The sequence below is a fragment of the Nonomuraea mesophila genome (assembly GCF_004352805.1).
GTDB classification, from domain to species: Bacteria; Actinomycetota; Actinomycetes; order Streptosporangiales; family Streptosporangiaceae; genus Nonomuraea; species Nonomuraea longispora.
In genome coordinates this window covers 1-19,969 of sequence record NZ_SMLD01000169.1, presented here as the reverse complement: position 1 = coordinate 19,969, position 19,969 = coordinate 1, and the positions used below count along the sequence as shown (strand labels likewise).

At 72.4% G+C, this 19,969-nt stretch carries 17 protein-coding genes and 1 pseudogene; 12 read left to right on the top strand and 6 right to left on the bottom strand.

Going from position 1 to position 19,969, the window contains the following annotated elements:
- A pseudogene (locus E1295_RS39295) lies at positions 1–607 on the top strand (hypothetical protein); the annotation flags it as partial.
- Positions 608–761: 154 nt separating this feature from the next.
- Positions 762–1,646: a hypothetical protein gene (locus tag E1295_RS39290; RefSeq protein ID WP_132638909.1), complete on the top strand. Its 885-nt coding sequence runs from the start codon at positions 762–764 to the stop codon at positions 1,644–1,646.
- 369 nt (positions 1,647–2,015) lie between these two features.
- On the opposite strand, the gene glgC is transcribed toward E1295_RS39290, so the two are convergent.
- Complete coding sequence (gene glgC / locus E1295_RS39285) at positions 2,016–3,251, bottom strand: glucose-1-phosphate adenylyltransferase (RefSeq protein ID WP_132638907.1); 1,236 nt, start codon at positions 3,249–3,251, stop codon at positions 2,016–2,018.
- Between the two features lie 210 nt (positions 3,252–3,461).
- Here glgC and glgA point away from each other — a divergent pair, with 210 nt between their 5' ends.
- From glgA to E1295_RS39265, 4 genes are all read left to right on the top strand, one after another.
- Positions 3,462–4,634, top strand: a complete 1,173-nt coding sequence (gene glgA, locus E1295_RS39280) for a glycogen synthase (protein ID WP_132638905.1) — start codon at positions 3,462–3,464, stop codon at positions 4,632–4,634.
- 64 nt (positions 4,635–4,698) lie between these two features.
- Complete coding sequence (locus E1295_RS39275) at positions 4,699–5,076, top strand: YbaB/EbfC family nucleoid-associated protein (RefSeq protein WP_132638919.1); 378 nt, start codon at positions 4,699–4,701, stop codon at positions 5,074–5,076.
- A 109-nt stretch (positions 5,077–5,185) separates the two neighbouring features.
- Positions 5,186–5,398, top strand: a complete 213-nt coding sequence (locus E1295_RS39270; protein ID WP_132638903.1) for a hypothetical protein — start codon at positions 5,186–5,188, stop codon at positions 5,396–5,398.
- Positions 5,399–5,410: 12 nt separating this feature from the next.
- On the top strand, positions 5,411–5,758 hold the full coding sequence (locus E1295_RS39265) for a hypothetical protein (RefSeq protein ID WP_132638901.1): 348 nt from the start codon (positions 5,411–5,413) through the stop codon (positions 5,756–5,758).
- A 282-nt stretch (positions 5,759–6,040) separates the two neighbouring features.
- Here the strand turns inward: E1295_RS39265 and E1295_RS39260 are convergent, their stop codons facing one another.
- Positions 6,041–6,445, bottom strand: coding sequence for a nitroreductase family deazaflavin-dependent oxidoreductase (locus E1295_RS39260; protein WP_132638899.1), 405 nt, complete (start codon positions 6,443–6,445; stop codon positions 6,041–6,043).
- A 216-nt stretch (positions 6,446–6,661) separates the two neighbouring features.
- Here E1295_RS39260 and E1295_RS39255 point away from each other — a divergent pair, with 216 nt between their 5' ends.
- A complete protein-coding gene (locus E1295_RS39255; RefSeq protein WP_132638897.1) occupies positions 6,662–12,550 on the top strand; it encodes a CHAT domain-containing protein in 5,889 nt (1,962 codons plus the stop codon).
- 110 nt (positions 12,551–12,660) lie between these two features.
- Here E1295_RS39255 and E1295_RS39250 read toward each other — a convergent pair whose 3' ends face one another.
- The gene (locus E1295_RS39250; protein ID WP_132638895.1) at positions 12,661–13,173 is read right to left on the bottom strand and encodes a hypothetical protein; all 513 of its coding nucleotides are present in this window, start codon (positions 13,171–13,173) and stop codon (positions 12,661–12,663) included.
- Positions 13,174–13,273: 100 nt separating this feature from the next.
- On the opposite strand from E1295_RS39250, the gene E1295_RS39245 reads away from it, so the two are divergent.
- Positions 13,274–13,801 (top strand): P-loop NTPase family protein, encoded by a 528-nt coding sequence (locus E1295_RS39245; RefSeq protein ID WP_132638893.1) that lies wholly within the window; start codon positions 13,274–13,276, stop codon positions 13,799–13,801.
- On the opposite strand, the gene E1295_RS39240 is transcribed toward E1295_RS39245, so the two are convergent.
- Both E1295_RS39240 and E1295_RS39235 read right to left on the bottom strand, forming a co-directional pair.
- Positions 13,798–14,319 carry a GNAT family N-acetyltransferase gene (locus E1295_RS39240; protein WP_246080891.1) on the bottom strand — a complete coding sequence of 174 codons (522 nt, stop codon included), beginning with the start codon at positions 14,317–14,319 and terminating at the stop codon, positions 13,798–13,800. The genes E1295_RS39245 and E1295_RS39240 overlap by 4 nt on opposite strands.
- Positions 14,320–14,392: 73 nt before the next feature.
- Positions 14,393–15,100: a sirohydrochlorin chelatase gene (locus E1295_RS39235; protein WP_246080890.1), complete on the bottom strand. Its 708-nt coding sequence runs from the start codon at positions 15,098–15,100 to the stop codon at positions 14,393–14,395.
- Between the two features lie 290 nt (positions 15,101–15,390).
- On the opposite strand from E1295_RS39235, the gene E1295_RS39230 reads away from it, so the two are divergent.
- Positions 15,391–16,686 carry an MFS transporter gene (locus E1295_RS39230; RefSeq protein WP_166427640.1) on the top strand — a complete coding sequence of 432 codons (1,296 nt, stop codon included), beginning with the start codon at positions 15,391–15,393 and terminating at the stop codon, positions 16,684–16,686.
- Positions 16,687–16,844: 158 nt separating this feature from the next.
- Here E1295_RS39230 and E1295_RS39225 read toward each other — a convergent pair whose 3' ends face one another.
- Positions 16,845–18,179: an MFS transporter gene (locus E1295_RS39225; RefSeq protein WP_166427639.1), complete on the bottom strand. Its 1,335-nt coding sequence runs from the start codon at positions 18,177–18,179 to the stop codon at positions 16,845–16,847.
- 101 nt (positions 18,180–18,280) lie between these two features.
- Between E1295_RS39225 and E1295_RS39220 the strand changes: the two genes are divergently transcribed.
- The 3 genes from E1295_RS39220 to E1295_RS39210 all read left to right on the top strand — a co-directional run bounded on the left by E1295_RS39220 (position 18,281) and on the right by E1295_RS39210 (position 19,967).
- Positions 18,281–18,952, top strand: a complete 672-nt coding sequence (locus E1295_RS39220; protein WP_246080888.1) for a GntR family transcriptional regulator — start codon at positions 18,281–18,283, stop codon at positions 18,950–18,952.
- A 9-nt stretch (positions 18,953–18,961) separates the two neighbouring features.
- The gene (locus E1295_RS39215; protein WP_132638875.1) at positions 18,962–19,321 is read left to right on the top strand and encodes a DUF2203 domain-containing protein; all 360 of its coding nucleotides are present in this window, start codon (positions 18,962–18,964) and stop codon (positions 19,319–19,321) included.
- Positions 19,322–19,391: 70 nt separating this feature from the next.
- The gene (locus E1295_RS39210; RefSeq protein WP_246080886.1) at positions 19,392–19,967 is read left to right on the top strand and encodes a CGNR zinc finger domain-containing protein; all 576 of its coding nucleotides are present in this window, start codon (positions 19,392–19,394) and stop codon (positions 19,965–19,967) included.
- Positions 19,968–19,969: the final 2 nt, after the last annotated feature.

The window sequence follows — 19,969 nt, the reverse complement described above, 5'->3', positions numbered from 1 at the left end:
GGTGGGGATGCGGTGGGACGGTTCGGGCTGGGCGGCGTACCGGATGCCGTCCAGTGCGGGAGCCCTAGGGGGAGAGGGCGCGAACGTGTGGACGGTGAGCGGGCCGCCCGTCCCGGGTGGGCCGGCCGCCGCTCGCTGGAACGGCTCCGCCTGGCAGGCGATCGGCGTACCGGAGCTCGGCTTCCCGCACGACGCCTCCTCGCCCCGGGTCCGGCTCGCCGACGTGGCCGTGCTCGGGCCCGGCGACGTGTGGGCGGTCGGTGGAGTGTCGTGGCTGGTTCCGGGGAGGTACGACGAGGAGGGGGAGCCGCTGGAGCGGTCACGCCCGGTGGCGCTGCACTGGGACGGCGGAGCGTGGCGCTGCCGGTGGGGCCGGCTCGGCACCACGTTCACCCAGGCGGAACCGGACGGCGCCGGCGGCATGTGGGTGCTCGACGCGACCGGCTCGCGCCTGCTGCACCAGGTGGCGGGCCGCTGGACGTCCGCCGAGGTGGACGGCGTCGTCGCGGCGCTGGCGTGGCGCCCCGGCACCCGGGAGATCTACGCCGCCGGCTCGGTCCCCGGGGACGGCGACCTCACCAGGGCCGCGCTCTGGCGGCACGGGTAGGACGTCCCGCGGTACGCGCGTGACATAAGCGCGATCTTGTCCCAAGACATCCGGCAAAGCGGTGAGTCGTTCCTCGCGTGGCGTTACACCACGTTACGAGAATGACTACATAGAGTGATTGAGCCTTGTCACATCGTGATATCAGGGGGAGAACGTGAGAAGTAAGCTCATAGCCACAGGTGGCGCTCTCGCCACCGCCGCCGCACTCGTCGTCACAGCCGCGCCGGCCCACGCCGAAGAAGAGGTCACCTGCGGCCTGAGCGTGTCCGACGCCACCCACACCCTTCGCATCGACCGCTGGGGCGTCTACGCTTCCCGCCGCGACCGCGACGCCTGCACCGACCGCCGCGAGCGCAAGGCGTACCGTTACGGCGACGCGACGGCCCGTACCGCGGAGAACGCGGAAGCCGCCGAGAGCGCGGAGGCTGCGGAGGCCGCGGAGGCGGAGGCGTCCGAAGAGGCCGAGGCCGTCGAGGAGGCCTACGAGTCGGAGGAGGCCGAGACCTCGGAGGAGGCCGTCGAGTCCGAGGAGGCCTACGAGTCTGAGGACGCCGAGGGCTCCGAGGAAGCCTATGAGTCTGAGGACGCGGAGACCTCGGAGGAAGCCGCTGAGTACGAGGACGGCCGTTACTCCGAGGAGGGTCGTTACGCCGAGGAGGGCGAGCACGCTCATGAGGCTTGGCAGTCCGAGGAGGCTGCGGAGTCCGAAGAGGGCTGGCACTCCGAGGAGGTTGCCGAGTCGGAGGAGGGTCGTTACGCCGAGGAGGGCGAGCACGCTCATGAGGCTTGGCAGTCGGAGGACGCCGAGCACGCCGAGGAGCACGACACCACCGACATGGAGGCCGTGGAGGACGACAGGTACGCCCGGGGCGACTGGGACCGTGAGCACGACGGTGACGGCTGGGACCGCAAGCACTACGGTGACCGCCACCACCACGGCTACCGCCCGCACCACCACCACTGGGGCTGGCCGCACTACGGCTACCGCCCCTGGGGATACCCCTACGGCTGGCCCGCACCCTGGTACGGCCAGCGCTAGGCGGACGATCTGGCCAGGCCGGCGCTGAGAAGGACGGTCCGATCCTGTTCGGGCCCGTTTCGTACGGTCCCGGGACACCGTTGCGTGGCCCGGGACCGTTCCCCCGGCCTCCCGGGCTCCCCACCGATCGGCGACCCCTGTCGCCCGGCCCCGTTCACGTCTCGCCCCTGTGACGCTCGCCCTTGTGTCACCCGCCCCTGTGACACGGAACCCTGTGACATTGGCGCCCGGCGCTCCGGCGCCGGGCCGGTCGCCCTCCCGGAACACGTGCGCGAACACCTCCGCGAAGGCTCGCGAAAGCCGCGAACATGTGCGCGAACACCTCCGCGGAGGTTCGCGTGAGTGCCGCTGGTACCGCCGCCGGGGTCCCTACCGGTCGACGATCTCGTTCTTCCCGATGACCACGACCCCGCCCCGCGTCAGCGCGAACCTGGTGCGGTCGTACTCCAGGTCGAAACCGATCCGTGCGCCGTCGGGGATCACCACGTTCTTGTCGATGATCGCTTTGCGCACCACCGCGCCCCTGCCGATCTTGACGTTCTCCATCAGCACGGAGTCCTCCACCAGCGAGTGTGAGTGGAGCACCACTTGGGGCGACAGGACCGACCGGATCGCCGTACCCCCGGAGACGATCACGCCGGGGGAGACGAGCGAGTCGATCGCCCGCCCCACCCGGTCACCGTCGTTGTGCACGAACTTGGCGGGCGGCAGCGGGTCGTGCCCGGTGAAGATCGGCCACTTGTCGTTGTAGAGGTTGAACACCGGGTGGGCCGAGATGAGGTCCATGTGGGCGTCGTAGTAGGCGTCGAGCGTCCCCACGTCGCGCCAGTAGCCGCGGTCGCGTTCGCTGGAGCCGGGGACGATGTTGTGCGCGAAGTCGTACACGTCGGCGCCACCCGACTTGACCAGCATCGGGATGATGTTTCCGCCCAGGTCATGCTTGCTCGTGGGGTCGAGCGCGTCCTCGCGCAGCGCGTCGATCATCGACTGCGTCTTGAACACGTAGTTGCCCATCGACGCGAACACCTCGTCGGGGGAGTCGGCCAGCCCCACCGCGTCCTTCGGCTTCTCCCTGAAGGCGACGATCCGGCGGCCCTCGGGGTCGGTCTCGATCACGCCGAACTGGTCGGCCAGCGACAGCGGCTGCCGGATCGCCGCGACGGTGACGTCGGCGCCGGAGTCCTCGTGCTGCTCGACCATCTGCTGCGGATCCATCCGGTAGATGTGGTCGGCCCCGAACACGATCACGTGCTCGGGCATCTCGTCGTAGATCAGGTTCAGGTTCTGGAACAGGGCGTCCGCCGAACCCGAGAACCAGCGCGGGCCGAGCCGCTGCTGCGCCGGCACGGGGGTGACGTAGTTGCCCAGCATCGCCGTGAGCCGCCAGGTGCGCGACACGTGCCGGTCGAGGCTGTGGTTCTTGTACTGCGTGAGCACGACGATCTTCAGGAAGCCGCCGTTGGCCAGGTTGGACAGCACGAAGTCGATGAGCCGATACATCCCCCCGAACGGCACGGCCGGTTTGGCTCGATCCGCCGTGAGCGGCATGAGCCTCTTGCCCTCTCCACCTGCCAGCACGACCGCAAGCACCTTCCGGGACCTCATGTTCTGGACGCTACCCTCAAATGGCCGATCTATCGACGAAAGCCCGCACGGTGGCATTCGCGCGTGTCCGGATTTGCGGATCAATGTGCCCGCGGGCACGCCCCGGTCGCGGGTTCGCCGACGTGTCGCGGGCCGGCGGGAGCGCCCAACGGTGCGACACTCGCTCCTTTGTGGTGGTCCGCTGCACGTGGGCCGCCATAAAGTCGTGTCATGCGTGTTGATCTGCTCAGCCGTGAATACCCGCCGGAGGTGTACGGCGGAGCCGGTGTGCACATGGAATACCTGGCCAGGGAGCTGCGGGAACTGGCCGACGTGCGGGTGCGCTGCTTCGGGGCCGAACGCGCCGAGGCGGGGGTGTCGGCCTACCGCGTGCCGGGCGGGCTCGAAGGCGCCAACGCCGCGCTGCAGGTGCTCGGCGTCGACCTGGAGATGACCGCCGCCTGCGAGGGCGCGGACGTCGTTCACTCGCACACTTGGTACGCCAACTTCGCCGGGCATGTCGCGAAGATGCTGCACGGCATCCCGCACGTGGTCACCACGCACAGCCTCGAACCGCTGCGGCCGTGGAAGGCCGAGCAGCTCGGCGGCGGCTACACGATCTCGTCGTGGGCGGAGCGCACCGCCCTGGAGTCCGCCGACGCGGTGATAGCGGTGTCGGAGGGCATGCGACGTGACGTCCTGGCCGCCTACCCCGCGATCCCGCCCGGCAGGGTCACCGTCGTGCACAACGGCATCGACACCGCGGAATACGCCCCCGACCCCGGCCTCGACGTGCTGAAGAAGCACGGCGTCGACCCCGCCAGGCCCTACGTCGTGTTCGTCGGCCGCATCACCCGCCAGAAGGGCCTGGTCCACCTCCTGCACGCGGCGCGCTCGTTCGACCCCGGCGCCCAGCTCGTGCTCTGCGCGGGGGCGCCCGACACGCCGGAGATCGCCGCGGAGGTGACCGCGCTGGTGCGCGGCCTCGGCCGCGACGGCGTCTTCTGGATCCAGGAGATGCTGCCCAAGCCCGAGGTGATCCAGCTGCTGACGCACGCGAGGGTGTTCGTGTGCCCGTCGGTCTACGAGCCGATGGGGATCGTCAACCTGGAGGCGATGGCCTGCGAGACGGCGGTGGTGGCGACGGCGACGGGCGGCATTCCCGAGGTGGTGGCCGACGGCGAGACGGGGCTGCTGGTGCCCATCTCCCAGAGCGGCGACGGCACGCCGCACGACCCGGAACGCTTCGCCGCCGACCTGGCCGAACGTGTCAACACCCTGCTCGGCGCCCCTGCTCGCGCCGAGGAGATGGGCCGGGCCGGCCGCGCCCGCGCGGTCGGCCACTTCTCCTGGTCACGCATCGCCCACCGCACCCGCGACCTCTACACGTCCTTGCTCAGGTGAGTTTCTCTCGTTTTTGTAGCACTTCCAGTACCTTGGTCCAGTAGTTGTCACGTGTGGGGCCTTGGTGCAGGAAGATATTGACGCCGCGTTGAGAGAAGCGACGGCAGACTTCGGCCGTTCTGCGAGCCGGCCGCGTGAGGTGTACGAGCAACTCAACGAGCTCAGCCACACCGCCAGGTCCGCGGACGGGATGGTGACCGTGACCGTGGACGCGCGCGGGCAGGTGCGTTCGCTCGCCCTGAATCCCCGCGTTTATCGCAAGCTGTCACCGACCGAGCTCGCCGACGCGATCATGGGCCAGATCCGGGCCGCGACGCGTGAGGTATCGGCCAAGACGCAGGAGCTGGTGGAGCCCATGATGCCGGAAGGCATCGCGTACGACGACGTCTTCGGTGCCGGGGCGGGCTTGGAGAGCTTCTTCCCGAGCCCCCGCAAGCCGTAGCCGTAAACGCGAACGGGAGGGCTACCGCGCGGAATGGGAGAGGATCCGGCGACAGCGAGGCGGGCAGGCCGCGGACGAGGCGGCCTTCGCCGAGGAGGTTCGCGATGACGTGCGGGAGGCCTTCGCGACGGCGGGACGGCCGATGGGGCACGACCAGTACGGAGCCGAGCTGGAGAAACACTTTCCCCAGCTGAAGGAGCAGCTTTTAGCCGCGTTCGACGCGTACATCGAGGAGCTCGACGGCCTGGACACAGGGCTGAGGAGCACCGCGGCGACCTACGAGGCCGCGGCGGGTCAGCCGCGGGAGCGTGAGCAGGGCTGATCGCCGGTGTGGTTGGACGGCGTTCCCATTCCCGAGCAGTTACGGCCCTGGATCGGCTGGGTCGTCGGCATGGACTGGCCCGAGGGGGACGAGGCCGCGCTGTTCCGGCTGGCCGACGATCTGGCACGTGCCTTCCACCGGATCAACGGCGGGGTGCGCGGGGACGGGAGCCTCGCGGGAGGGGCGGCCGCCGGCGCCGAGCGCGGCGACTGGGACGGCGCGGCGCTGCGGCGCTTCGTCGAACGGGTGGGACGCGAGACCACGAGCCGCCCGCGCGGCAGTCCGAGCTCCGGCCGACAGGACCGCGCCGCCGGAGCCGACCCAGGCAGCCCATCGCACGGAAACCACAGCCGCCCCTGACCGATCCGCTCCTGACCGTCCCGCCCCTGATCGCTCGACGTCGGCACGTGCCGGCGCAGATCGCTCGACATCGCCTCCGGATCGGCCGGTGCCGGATCGTGCCGGCGTGGATCGTCCGGTGTCGGATCGTCACGGTCTGGATGGTTCGGGTGTGAATCGTTCGGGCCCGGATCGGCCGCAGCGACGATGACCATGCGAGGGTTGACCGTCTCCGAGACGTACCAGTGGTACGCGGGATGGAGCAACGGCTACGTGGGGTTCGTGGTGGTCGAATAGCGCTCGTCAGTCGATGCGTTCGAGGACGACGACCGGGATCTCGCGATCGGTCTGGCGCTGGTAGTTGTCGTAGTCCGGCCAGGTGGCCGTCATCAGCCGCCAGAGCTCCGGCTTCTCCTCAGGGGTCGCCGTGCGGGCTCGGGCCTTGAACCGCTGATCCTTCACCTGCACGTCGACGTCCGGGTTGGCGACGAGGTTCTTGTACCACTCCGGATGGTCGGGGTCGCCGCCCTTGGAGGCCACGATCACGTAGTCGTCGCCGTGGCCCTGGTAGATGAGCGGCGTCGTGTACGGCCGGCCCGACTTGCGGCCTTTCGTGGTGAGGAGGAGCACCGTGGTGTTGTTCCAGTCGTGTCCTTCGGCGCCGTCGGTTTCCTGATAACGCTGGACATGTTCTTTGCCGTAGAGCATGCACCGTGACTACCCCCGACCGGCGTGACCTCACCGTTACGTGCCGGGGTCCGTACCAGAAGTTGGCGACGCCGGCACGCTGCGTTTGTGCAGGGCACAGACGACGGGCCGGTCACATGGACGTCCGACCTGCCGATGCGCGGCGTCTGCCGGATCGAGCCGACACCGTGATCAGCACTTCTGTACGCGGGCGCACGCTGGTGAGAGCCTTTGGCCATGACCGACCCGGCCGAGGCACTGGCCGCCCGCATCGAACGCTTCGAGCAGGCCGCCGATCCCGACCTGATCTGGGATCCGGCGGCCCTGTCCGAGGCAGAGGAGGCGATGCGGGCGTGTGCCGGCGACCGCTCCGACGCCGCCGCATGGCGCCTGATCGGCATGCTGCACCTGGCCCGCTACCGGCTCGACCAGCGGATCACCCAGGACGCCGCGGTCGCGGGCGCGTTCTTCGCCGCCGTGGCGCTGCTCGACCCTGGGCGGCTGCCCGAACGGCTGCGCGGCTCCCGCCTGCCGGCCGGCGACTCCGCCGCCGGCTGGGCCGGGCTCGTCGAGGAGATCTTCCGCATGGTGGATCCGGGCGCGTACCCGCACGTGGGGCTGCTGATCCAGGCCCTGGTCCGGCACGCGGTGACACGTCCGGGGGCGGACGAGGTCGCCGAGCGGCTGGGCGAAGTGCTCCTGCAGGAGTCCGTACGCCCGCCCGCCCCTGATGACCTACTCGGCTCGAACGCCCCAGAGAGGTCGCCCGGCTCCGCGGCGACGGGCGACCCGTCCGGCCCGTCCGAACCCGGCGGTCCGTCCGGCCCGCCCGGACCCGGCCATCCGGACGGCTTGCCCGGACCTGGGGACCCGGCCGGCCCGCCCCAACCCGGGGACCAGGTCGGCGTGGCCGGTCCGCCGGAACCAGGCGGCCCTTCCGGGACGGGTGGCGGTGTGCGGGCGGACGTGCCCGCGCGGGCGGCCCCGGCGGATGAGCGTTCGCGGGAGACCGGTCCCGCGTGGGCGCCCGGCGCGCTGGCCGTGCTGGGCGGCGGACTGGTGCGGCTGCACGAGCAGACGGGCTCGCCCGAGGCCGCCGACGACGCCGTGCACCTGCTGTTCCGCGCGGCCCTCGCCGATCCCGCCGCGCACCTGGGCGAGCTGGCGGATGCGCTCAGCCGCGCGGCGCCCGGTGACGAGGACCTGGTCAGGGCCTACCTGAGGGCGGCGCAGAGCCCCGCGGCCAGCCAGAGCAGGTCCCAGTCGCTGCGCGCGCTCGTCGAGCTCACCCGTGAGCGCGCCGACCGGTCGCTGGCGGACGGCGACCTGCTGGCCTTCATCAGGGCGGGGCAGTGCGCGCTGGACTTCTGGCACGAGCCGTGGGCCACGTCCGGGGTGCTGGCCCCTTACGCGAGCGGGCTGGTGGAGTGGTACGTGGTCACGGGGGACGAACGGTCGCTCGAAGCCGGCATGGAGATGCTGGAGGCGATGCGCGTGATGCCCGGCGAGACGATCCGGGGGCTCGGCGAGGACCCCGTCGCGCGGCTCGGTCTGCTGGGCGAGCGCCGCCGGAGACGCTACGCCGTCACCGGAGACCTCGCCGACCTGAACGCCGCCGTCGAGGCGGCACGTGAGGCGGCCGCGCTCGCCCCCGCCGGACATCCCGAGCGTGCACGGGTGCTCGCCGCCCTGGCGAACGCGCTGCTCAAGCACGCCGTCGCCACCGATGGCGAGCCGGCCGAGGCGGTGGCGGCGGCCCACGCCGCGCTCGCCGCGCAGGACCGGTACGACGCGGCCAGGGCCGAGGTGCTGGTGCTGCTCGGCCGCGCGCTGACGCTGCGGCTCACCGCCGGGAGCGCCGACGAGGCCGTCGCCACGCTGCGCGAGGCCCTCGCGGCCGGCGACCGGCCGGCGTTGCGGGCGCAGGCGTACGGGCTGATGTCCGAGGTGCTGCGCTGGCGTGCCACGCGGGCGGGACGGCCGCAGGACCTGGACGACGCCGTGGAGTCCGCCCGCCAGGCCCTCGAACTCGCCATGAAGGGCGCCCGTGACCCGGCGCCCGCCCAGCACGCCCTGGGCGAGGCGCTGCTGGCCCGCTTCTCCGTACGCGGCGACACGGACGACCTGAGCGAGGCCCTGATCCTCGCCACCCCCGCCGACGCCGGCGGGCCGCCCGCGCGGCTCGGGGACCTGCTGGACGACCTGATCGAGCAGCAGGACCCCGTTCCCGTGGACGAGCGGCTGGCGCAGGCCGCCACCGAGCTGGCTTTGCGCTCGCCGGACGAGGAACTGGCGGGAAAGCTCCTGCGGCTGGCCGAACGGCGGGAGCGAGCGCCGGAGGAGCGCGGCGAGCACCTGCTCCAGGTGGCGTCGCGGCTCTCCGAACTCGGCCGTCCGCGCATCGCCGGCGACGTTCTGGGCCGGGCCTGCGCGGCGTTCGACCAGGCCGGGTCGCGCGCGCGGATGGCGTACGCGCTGTCCAGGCAGGGAGCGGGCGAGCAGGACGCCGGCCGGCTCGACCGGGCGCTGGAGGCGTACGAACGCTCGGCCGTGCTCTACGGCGAGCTGGGCGAGCCGCGCTCCGAGGCGCAGCAGCTCGGCCACAAGGCAGCCGTTCACCTGCGGCGCGGCGATCCCGCGCGCGCCGTCGAGGAGCACCTGCGCGCCGTCGCCCTGTGCGAGGAGGCCGGGCTGGCCGCCGAGGAGGCCTCCCACCAGGAGCGCGCGGCCGAGGCCCACCTGGCCGCCGGGAACCCCGCGGCGGCCGTGGCCCGTACGGCCAGGGCCCGCGAGCTGTACCTGGAGCTGGGCGAGACCGAGCGGGCGGCCATGGCCCTGATGCCAGCCGCCAGGGCGGCCGTGGACCAGGACGACCTCACGGCGGCCGGCGAACGCATCACCGCCTGCGCCATCGAGCTGGAGGCGGCAGGAGCGTGGGAGGAAGCCCGCGGGACGCTGGACGCGCACGCCGTCATGCTGGCCGCCCGCGGTCACCGGGCGCAGGCGGCGGCCTGTGAGACCCGGCTGGTGGAGATCGTACGGCGGAGGGGACGGCGTCGCGCGCCCGCCGACGAGTGGTACCGCATCGCGCGCCGCCGCCGTGAACGCGGCGACGCCGACGGCGCACGTTTCGCCTACGAGCTGGCCGAACGCGACTACGAAGCCGCCGGCCACGACGACGGGGCCGGCTCCGTCAGGTACAACCTGGGCGCGCTCGCGTACGCGGAGGGCGAACCCGGGCGGGCGCTGGAGGCCTTCGGGGCCGCGGCGGAGGCCTTCGCCCGGCTGCGTGCCCCCGCCAAGGAGGCGACGGCCCTCACCATGCGGGCCGCCTGCCTGACCGAGCTCGACCGCACCGAGGACGCCTCGGCGGACCTCGACCGGGCCATGGAACTGGCCGCCGTCGCCGACGACTCCGAGGCGCTCCTGGCCGCCACCCTGGGCAGGGCCGCCCTGGACGTACGGCTCGGCGAGCTGCGCGAGGCGGGCGAGCACCTGCGCTCGGCGCTAGGGCCGGCCGCGGGCGACCCGCTCAAGGAGGCCGTCGTACGCGACCGGATGGCGGCGCTGGCCGCGCGCACCGGTGACGTGGCCGCACAGGCGACGGCGCTGGAACAGGCCATGGCCGGCTACCGCGACAGCGGCCAGGACCGGCTGGCGGCCCTCGCCTCCGTCAGGCTCGGCTTCGCGCTGGAACGACAGGGCGAGTTCCGCCGCGCCAGGGCCGCGCTCGAAAGCGGCCTCGCGGAGCTGGAGACGGCCGGGGACGTGGTGGGGGCGCCGTTCGAGGTGATCGCGCCGATGGCGGGGGAGCTGGACGCCGAGCTCCTGTCGCGGCTGGCCTCCATCCAGCTGACCCTCGGCGACGTGACCCGCGGCCGTACCACCCTCACCCAGGCGGTCACCACTCTGCGGGCGGGCGGCACCCCGGACGGCACCCCGGACGGCGGGGCGGAGCGGCTGGAGCTCTGGCTGCGCGTCGAGGAGGCGGAGGCGGCGGGTGACCTGCGTACGGCCCGCACCCTCGCCGAAGAGGCACTCGCCGCCTCGCCGCCCACCGCCGAGGAGCGCTCTTACCTGCTGGCCAGGCTCTCCGCGCTCTGCCGCACCCTGGGAGACCCGATGGCCGCCTACGAGCACGCCGAAAGCGGTCGCCGGCTACGCGACGGCCGCCGCGCCGAGCACCTGAGGAACCTGGGAGCGGCGGCAGGCGACCTCGGGCGCGCGGACGAGGCCGTCCGGCACCTCGCCCACGCCGCCGACCTGGCCAGGGCTACGGGTTCAGCGCTCCCGGCCGAGCTGGTCCGGGCCCTCGACCTGCTCGGCCGTACGCTCACCGCCCAGGCCCGCTGGCAGGAGGCCGCGGCCGCGTTCGACGAGGGTCTTGCCCTGGTCGAGGCCCCGGTATGGCGAGCCCTGCGCGCCCCGCTCCTCGCCGGACGGGCCGCCCTCCACCTCAGGCTCGGCGAACTGGACGAGGCGGGTGCCCGATACCGGCAGTCCCTCGCCATCAGCGAGGAACTGGGCGGCGGGAGCGGCCTCGCGGACGCCTACGGTGACCTCGCCCAGGTCCACCTGCTGCGCGGGGAGCCCGGCGAGGCCAAGCCGCTCGCCGAGCGTTCCCTGGCGCTCGAACGCGCCCGTGGCAGGGGGCACGGTCTGGTGCGCGCCCTGATCACCCTGGCCCGCCTGGAGGGCTCGGCGCGGGCGGTGATGCTGCTGGAGGAGGCGCTGGACCTGGCGGAGGAGCTCGGCCACCGTCCCGGCGCGGCGCTCGCCATGAGCCGCCTGGGCGTCCACGACCTCACGACCGGCTCGTACGCCCGTGCCCGCCGCCGGTTGTCCACGGCCGTCGACCTGCTGACCGACCTCGGGCACGACCTGGAACTGGGCCTCGCCTGCCACCACCGCTCCCTGGCCGCGGAGGCGCTCGGCGACCTGCCCGCCGCCCTGGCCGACGCCGAACGCGCCTTCGAGCTCGGTCACCCGCCCGCCCGCGACCGGGCGCTCGACCTCGCCGTACGGCTGCGCCGCGGCCTGACCGCCTGGACCATCACCGAACGCGCCAAGGCCGCCGCCCTGGCCGCCCACCTCGACCCTCCACCGCACGACGACCCGGGCCGACGCGAGCTCCAGGCGGAGCTGGACGCGCTCGTCGCACCCCGCTCACCCGCGGCCTCAGGCGGCATCGGGCTGCTCGGGTTCTCGGTGGGCGAGGGCAGCGTCACCGTGCTCGCCCACCGCACGGGCTGGGCCGCGCCCCGGGTGTTCCCGACCGCGGCGGGCCGCGACGTCCTGAACGACTTCCTCGCCACCGCGCGCAGGCGGCCCGGACTGCTGGAGGTCGAGGCCCGGCGGCGCCGCGCTGACCTCTGGCGCCGGCTGGCCGATCTGCTGCTGGGGGAGGTGCTCCAGGCCTTCGGCGACGACCTCGACGTCGTGCACCTCCTGCCGCACGCCGAGTTGCACGGCATCCCGCTCCACGCGCTCGCGCCGGACGGCCGGACGCTGATCGAACGTTTCCCCGTCGCCTACGCTCCGTCCGCCGCCGTCCTGGCGCGCCTGGCCCGGCGCCCCCAGGCGGACCAGGGAAGCGCGCTGGTGCTGGGGTTCCCGCAGGAGGCTGAGGCAGAGGAGATCGCCGCTCTGCTCGGCACCCGGCCGCGCACCGGCCCGTCGGTCACGGCTGAGCTGCTGCCCGGCGCGTGGGACGTGCTGCACCTGGCGTGCCACGGAGTCTTCGGCCAGGGCGCCCCGTTCGGCTCGGGTGTCCGGCTCGCCGACGGCCTGCTCACCGCCGGACGGCTGATGCGGATGAACGTCGACGCCCGGCTCGTCGTCCTCACCGCCCACGAGCAGAGCCACGGGTCGGTCAGGGGCGCGGAGGACGTGGCCGCGCTGGGACACGCGTTCCTGCACGCGGGGGCCAGGTCGGCGCTGCTGGCGCTCTGGCCGGTGGCGCCCGAGATCACTCTCGCCCTGCTGCGCGACTTCTACGCCAGGAGGGGAGACGGCGAGGGCACGGCGCGGGCCCTGCGCTCGGCCGTGCTCGGGCTGCGCGAGTTGTACGGCCCGGCCGAGCCGGAGCTCTGGGCGTCGTACGTGCTGGTCGGCCTGCCCGGCTGAGCACCGGCCCGCGCCGAACCGGGCACGACCGGAGCGGAGGGCATCAGGCGCCGCCCCGCGCGGACCTTCTCGTCGTCCAGGCCGCACCCGCCGACGAATCTCCCTCGTCGTCAGGCCGCTCCGGCCGCAGGATCTCCGATCACCGTCGCACGGGAGAGCCGGGACGGCCGGAGATAGGGCCGGGCCGCGCTCACCAGCTCCGCCGCGGCGCCGGGGGTGTCGATGGCGAGGGCATCGTCGGGGGTGCGCTCCCGGACGTCCTGGTCGCGGATCGCGAACACGGCCGGGGCGACGCCCACGTCGCCGTAGCGCTCGGTCACCGCCTTGCCGATCGCCCTGCGCATGTCGCCGACCACGTCACGCGCGCTGTGGCCGGCGCCGGAGGCGGCGAGGTGGCCCAGCATGCCGGCGAAGCGCAGCTCCGTGTCGGCCGCGGGGCGCTGCCCCGGCAGCACGGGCCGGTCGAGCCAGAACACCCTGCCCGCCAGGAACGCCGCGTAGCCCGCGCCGTCGTGGCCGAGCACGCGCGCCGTCCCGGCGAGCAGCTCCCCGAACCCGGCCAGGTCCGCCTCCGGCGGCAGGTCCGTGGTGACGAACAGGGGCACGATCAGCGAGTCGAGCATGGCAGTTTCCCTCCGTGAGGAGGCTCATCGTAGGACGCCCGACCGACAATCACGGCTCCTGCCACTCCGCCTGCCCGGTATGGGCGGTAAGGTCACGAAAATGGCAGAGGCTCTCCTGATCACGGGGACCGTGGGCGTGGGCAAGACGTCCGTGGCCGACGCCGCCGGCGACGTTCTGACGGACGCGGGCGTGCCGAACGCGGTCATCGACGTCGACTGGCTGCGCCGCGCCTGGCCCGCACCGCCCGGCGATCCCTTCAACGGCGCCCTGACCCTGGCCAACCTGCGCCCGGTGGCGGCCAACTTCCTGGCCGCGGGCGCGCAGAGGCTGGTGCTGGCCGGAGTCATCGAGAGCCGCGCCGAGCGCGCCGGCTACGCGGAGGCGCTGGGCGTGCCGCTCACCGTCTGCCGCATCCACGCCGCGCTCCCAGAGGTCCGCAGGAGGCTGGCCGTACGCCACACGCACGACCCCGGCTCACTTGACTGGCACCTCGAAAGGGCCGGGGAATTGGCGTCGATCCTCGACGCCGCCGAGGTCGCCGACTACACCGTGGACGCCGCCGCGGGCTCTCCCGCCGAGGTCGCCGCCCTGGTCGTGGAGGAGTGGCGCCTCAAGCTCCGCGGCTAGGAGCGCTCGGTCCACTCGTCGTCGAGGGCCGAGTGCATGATGGAGTCGCGCCAGCCGTGCGGCGTTTGCAGGTGGTGGCGGATGCGGCCCTCCTCGACCATGCCGGCCGTCAGCATCGCGAGCTGCGCGGGCAGGTTGGCGGGGGAGCGGGCGCCCCAGATGCGGTGCAGCCCGAGTTGCCTGAAGCCGAACTTCAGCAGCAGGCGTACGAGGTCGGTGCCGATGCCCCGGCCCCACTGGCCGGGATGCAGCCCGAACCCGATCTCCGCGCTGTGCGGGTGCTCGGCCTCGATCCGCAGGCGGGCCACGCCGATCACGTCGTGGTGCTCGGCGTCGATCACGGCCAGCAGGTAGAGGCGGCGCGGCTCGGCGCAGGCGGCCTCCATGGCCTGCCGGACCAGCGCGGCGACCTCGGGCAGGTCGCGCGGGTGGAAGGGCATGTGCTGCGTCGCGGTGGGGTCGCCGTAGACGGCGTGCAGGGCGGCGACGTCGGCCTCCGTGACGTCACGGAGGCCCAACCGTTCACCTTCGCACAGCACACCCCGCATGCGCAGACGGTAACGCGAGTTCCGTGATCTCTACAAGTTCATGTCAAGTGGCGAGTTGACTTCCGTAAGCTCGCGCGACAAGTTCGGCGATCGCGCTGTGGGAGCCGAGCGGCTCCGCGTGCCCCGCGTCGATCGCCGCGGCCGCCTGCTCGACGGTGCCCTCAGGGGCCTCGTGCCCGATCATGCAGGGTGCGATCGCCAGGCGCTCGGCGCCGGCCTTGCGCAGTTGCTGGGCGGCGAGGGCCACCCCGGGCTCGCTGTCCATCGAGGCGGCGAGGACCGGCAGGGTGAGCCTGGAGGCCAGGAGCACCGCGGTGGCCTGCACGGCCTGCACGGCCCGCTGGCCGCCCACCGTGCCGAGGATGACGGCGTCGGTGGGGCTGCCGACGTTCAGCAGACGTACGCGGTCGGCCCTGGCCAGGCCGCGCTCGGCGAGCCGGATGTGCAGCGCCTCGGCCAGCAGCGGGTGCGGCCCGAGCGCGTCGGTCACGACGGCCCCCGAGCCCGAGGCCGCGACGGCCTTGCCGATCTCCGCCATGACGACGGGGTCTTCCCAGGTGAGCAGCGGGACGACGACGGCGTCGCGGCCGGAGGGCAGCGAGTCCGCCAGGTCGGTGACGGTCTTCAACCGCACCTCGATCTGCGGGTGGTCGACGCGTACGACCGCCGCGATCTCCTCGGCCACTCCGGTGATCTCGCCGGGGGTGGCGAGCACGAGCAGGGGAGCGTCGGGCGGCAAGGACGTGGGCACGGGACGGCGGTGGCGACCGCCTCCCGGCCGGGGGGAACGTTCACGTACAGGCAGGCTCACAGGCGCGCAGTTTATGCGCATTCTGCGCCGCCTGTTCCGTGAATCGATGGCGATTCCGTCACAACCTGCCATCCCCGGCCACCAGATGGACCGCTCCGCTCGCTAAGAGTGATCGAGATGGGTTTGTGATGACCGAAAAGATTGACTTGCCGGTACGAAACGGAAAACCTTGAGTAACTAGAAACGCGTTCTAGAGCGACAGTCCCAGGTCCGTCCCCCGGAGGATGGGAATGAAGCCGTTCTACGTCCGCGAACTGAGCGTTTATCCCGTCGGCCGCCGCAGGATCTTCCTGCTCGCGATAGCCGTACTGGCCAGCCTCGTGGTGAATTTCGAGACCACGATCGCCACTATCCTGCCTCTCCTCATGGACGACCTGGGCATGTCGCTCACCGTCTACGGCCAGATCGCCGCGCTGTCGGTGCTGGTGGGCGGGATCTCGGCCGGGTTCGGCGGCATTCTGTCCGACCGGTGGGGTCGGGTGAAGATCCTCGTACCGACCCTGACCGTCACGGCCGCGTGCAATTTCCTGCTCGCCACCGTCGACACCGTGGCCGGGCTGTTCTGGATCCGGTGCCTGATGCTGTTCATCGAGGGCGCCGGCATCACGATCACCGCGTCGCTGGTGCGGGACTTCTCGCCGCGGATGGGACGGGCGCAGGCGTTCGCGTTCTGGACGTGGGGGCCGGTCGGGGCCTCGTTCCTGGCCGCGCTCATCGCGGGCTTCACGCTGCCGCTGTTCGGCAACGCGTGGCAGTCCCAGGCGATCATCATGGGCGTCGTGTCGCTGACGATGTGCGCGATCATCGCCTGGAAGATAGCCGAGCCGTCGGCGGCGCTGCGGGCGCAGGTGCTGGAGGACGAGCAGGCCGTACAGGTGGGGGAGATCCTCGAGCACGGCAAGGTCAGGGAGCTGTTCAGACATCCGCACCTGTGGGCGCACGTGCTCGGCAACACCGGCTGGCAGGTCCTCTACTGGACGTTCGCCATCTTCGGGCAGACGATCCTGACGGGCGCGTTCGGCATGGACGCGGCCGTGGCCAACCGCGTCGTGGCGCTGAGCATCGTGGTCAACGCCCTGGCCGTGGTGGTCGTTGGCCGCATGTCCGACCGGATGCGGCTGCGCAAGCCGTTCATCGCCGTGGGAACGGTGCTGACGGCCGGGGCGATGGCGTATTTCATCGCCCTGATCGGGCCGGGGGTCCCCACCGCGCACGTGACCGTCGTGTACGCGCTGATCCTGCTGTTCATGGGCATCGCGTACGTGCCGTGGATGGCCAACTTCTCCGAGAACGCCGAGGACGTCGAGTCCCGGCTGCAGGGCTCGGCCCTGGGCCTGTGGGGCATGGTCGTCCGCGTCATGATCGTGGTCCTGCTCGTCGTGTCGCCGATCGTCGTCGAGGCCGGTGGCTGGCAGACGTGGCTGACCGTGGCGCTCGCCGGGCAGGTCGTGTTCCTGCTCTCCATGGCGGCCTTCAAGGGCCGCTGGCGGCAGGAGCGCACGGCCGCGCCCACGATCGCCGCCTAGCGTGCCGGCACGACCACCGACCGCGGGTGGTCGGGAGGTCGCCGCCCAGCGTGGCCCCGGAGCCCGGGTCGATCACCAGGGCGACTCTCATGGGGATCCTCTCGCGCGGGCGGCGTCGGCAGCCGCCGCCCGCGGCTTTCGCGGCATTCTCGGAGAGGTCAGGCGAACGGGCCCACCTGGCCCGGCAGCGGGGGCTTGGCGGGGACGCCGGGATCGGCGGCGAGGTCGAGGTCGCGGGTCTCCGGGGCGATGGCCAGGCCCACGGCCGTGACCACGAGGGCGACGACCACGTACACCGACACCGCCAGCGTGGTCTGGAACGTGTGGAACAACTGGAGCGCGATGACCGGGGCCAGCGAGCCGCCGACGATGCCGGCCACCTGGTAGCCCATGGACGCGCCGCTGTAACGCAGGCGGGTGCTGAACAACTCGGCGATGAACGCGGCCTGCGGGCCGTACATGGCGGCGTGCGTGACCAGCGCCACGATGGCCGCCAGCGCGATCAGCGGGAAGGACTTGGTGTCGAGCAGCGGGAAGAACACGAACACCCACACCGCCGCGCCCACCACGCCGGCCAGGTAGACCGGCCGCCGGCCGTACCGGTCGGACATCGCGCCGGCCACCGGGATCAGGGCGAGCTGCAGCGCCGAGGCGATCAGCACCGCGTTCAGCGCGTACGAGCGCGGCAGGGCCAGCTCCCCGGTGATGTAGACGATGATGTACGCCGTGAAGGTGTAGAAGGCGACGTCGACCCCGATCCGGGCGGTGAAGGCCGACAGCAGGGCGCGCGGATGCGTGCGCAGCACCTCGACCAGCGGCATCTTCGCCTTGGCGCCGTGCTGCTCGACCTCGGCGAACAACGGCGACTCCGAGATCTTCAGCCGGACCCACAGCCCCACGAAGACCAGCGCGCCGGACAGCAGGAACGGCACCCGCCAGCCCCACGACAGGAACGCCGCGTCGGACATCGTGAAGGACATGACCGTCAGCAGGCCCGTGGCCAGCACGTAGCCCGCGGGCACGCCGACCTGCGGCCAGCTGGCGTTGAAGCCGCGCCGCCGGCCGTCGCCGTGTTCCAGCGACATGATGACCGCGCCGCCCCACTCGCCGCCGAGCCCCAGGCCCTGCACGAACCGGAGCAGCGCCAGCAGGACCGGAGCGATCACGCCGATGCTCGCGTACCCGGGCAGCACGCCGATGAGGAACGTCGAGACGCCCATCACCAGCAGCGTGACCACGAGGACGGTCTTGCGGCCCGCGCGGTCGCCGAAGTGGCCGAAGACGATGCCGCCCAGCGGGCGGGCCACGAACGCCACGGCGTTGGTCGTCAGCGAGGCCAGGATGGCGTTGAAGGGGTCGAGGTCGGGGAAGAACAGCTGGGGGAAGACCAGGGTCGCCGCGGTGGTGTAGAGGAAGAAGTCGTACCACTCCAGCGACGTGCCGATCAGGCTGGCGAGGATCACCCGCCGGGTCTGTTGCGTGGAGCCTGACATCGAACGCTCCCTAAAATCGAGGGGGGATAGATTCAACGTAAGGATCGTTGAACAATTCGACAAGAGGTTTGCTCCATGATTCCCTGTCGAATGTGGATAACGTGGTTGCCGATCTCTCTCAGGACCGGCCCCGTCTGGGACGCAGCAGCACGGCGGAACGGGTGGCCGACATCCTGCGCGACCGCATCAGCGAAGGCTTCTTCCCGCCGGGCCAGCGCCTGTCGGAGGAGTCCATCTCCGAGGCGCTCGGCGTGTCACGCAACACGCTGCGCGAGGCGTTCCGGCTGCTCGGCCATGAGCGGCTGCTCGACCACCGGCTCAACCGCGGCGTCTTCGTCCGGCTGCCGTCGTCCGCCGACGTCGCCGACCTCTACCGCGTGCGCCGCGTGCTCGAAGGCGCCGCGGTCCGGCACACTCCCGACGACGCGGAGCTCGCGACGATCGGCGAGGCCGTGCGCGACGCCGAGCGGGCCGCCGCCAAGGACGACTGGCAGGGCGTCGGCACCGCCAACATCCGCTTCCACCAGGCCCTCGTCTCGCTCATCGGCAGCCCCAGGATCGACGAGGCCATGCGCCAGCTGCTGGCCGAGCTGCGTCTCGTCTTCCACGTGATGGAGAACCCGCGGGCCTTCCACGAGCCGTTCGTCGACCGCAACCGCACGCTGCTCGAACTCATCGGGTCCGGCAGGCCCGACGCGGCCGCCGCCTACCTCGACGACTATCTCGACCACGCCGAGCGGCTGCTCATCCACGCCTTCGAGCCGAGCCGCTAGCGTGGGCGCATGGACCGGATCTTCACCCTCGACGAGGCCCGTACGCTGCTCCCCGGCGTGATCGAGGACGCGCGCGCCGTGATCTCCGCCCGCGCCGACCTGGCCGAGATCGACCACGACCGGCGTACGCGGGGCCGCTCCGAGCTCGGCGGCCTGCCCGAGCTGAAGGGGCTGCAGGCCCGCATCGAGGAGATCCTCAGCGGATGGAGCGAGCAGGGCATCGAGGTCAAGGGCATCGCGCCCGTGCTCGTCGACTTCCCCTCCGAGCTCGACGGCGTGTCCGTGCGGCTGTGCTGGATCGAGGGCGAACGCGAGCTCGGCTGGTATCACCGCACCGAGCTGGGCTTCGCCGGCCGCCGCCCCCTCTGACGCCGCCGGGCGCCCCGGGCGTTACGCGCGCACGTGCACGGTTCAGGCCCGGCGGGCTTACGCTGCTGGAGTGGAGGCTCACCCGACCGTTCACCCGGCCGTTCACTCGACCAAGGCGATGGCCGCGCGAGCCGTCGACCTGTGCGTGGCGCTGCTGCACGAGCAGCCGTCGATCGCGTCGGTGTCGCGGATCCTGCGCGAGCACGGGGAGATCGGGCAGCTCGATCTCAGCGACCACGACCTGACGGCGATGCGGGACGCGGCCACCCGGCTGCGCGAGGTGCTGGGCGCGCCGAGCACCGGCGAGGCGGCGGCCCTGCTCAACCGGCTGCTCGCCGGCGGAGCCCGGACGCCCAGGCTCACCACCCACGCCGGCACGACGACCTGGCACCTGCACGTCGACAGCAGCGACGACGCGCCCTGGGGTGAGTGGTTCCTGGCCTCCTCGGCGATGGCACTGGCGGTCCTGCTCGCCGACCACCAGCGGATCCCCGGCGGGTTGTGCGCCGCACGCGGCTGCGGGCGGCCGTTCCTCGACCTCGGGGGCGGCAGCCCGCGACGCTACTGCAGCGCCCGCTGCGCCACCCGCGAACGCGTCGCCGCCCACCGTTCCCGCTCCACCTCCCCGCCGCACGTCCCCGGCTGACC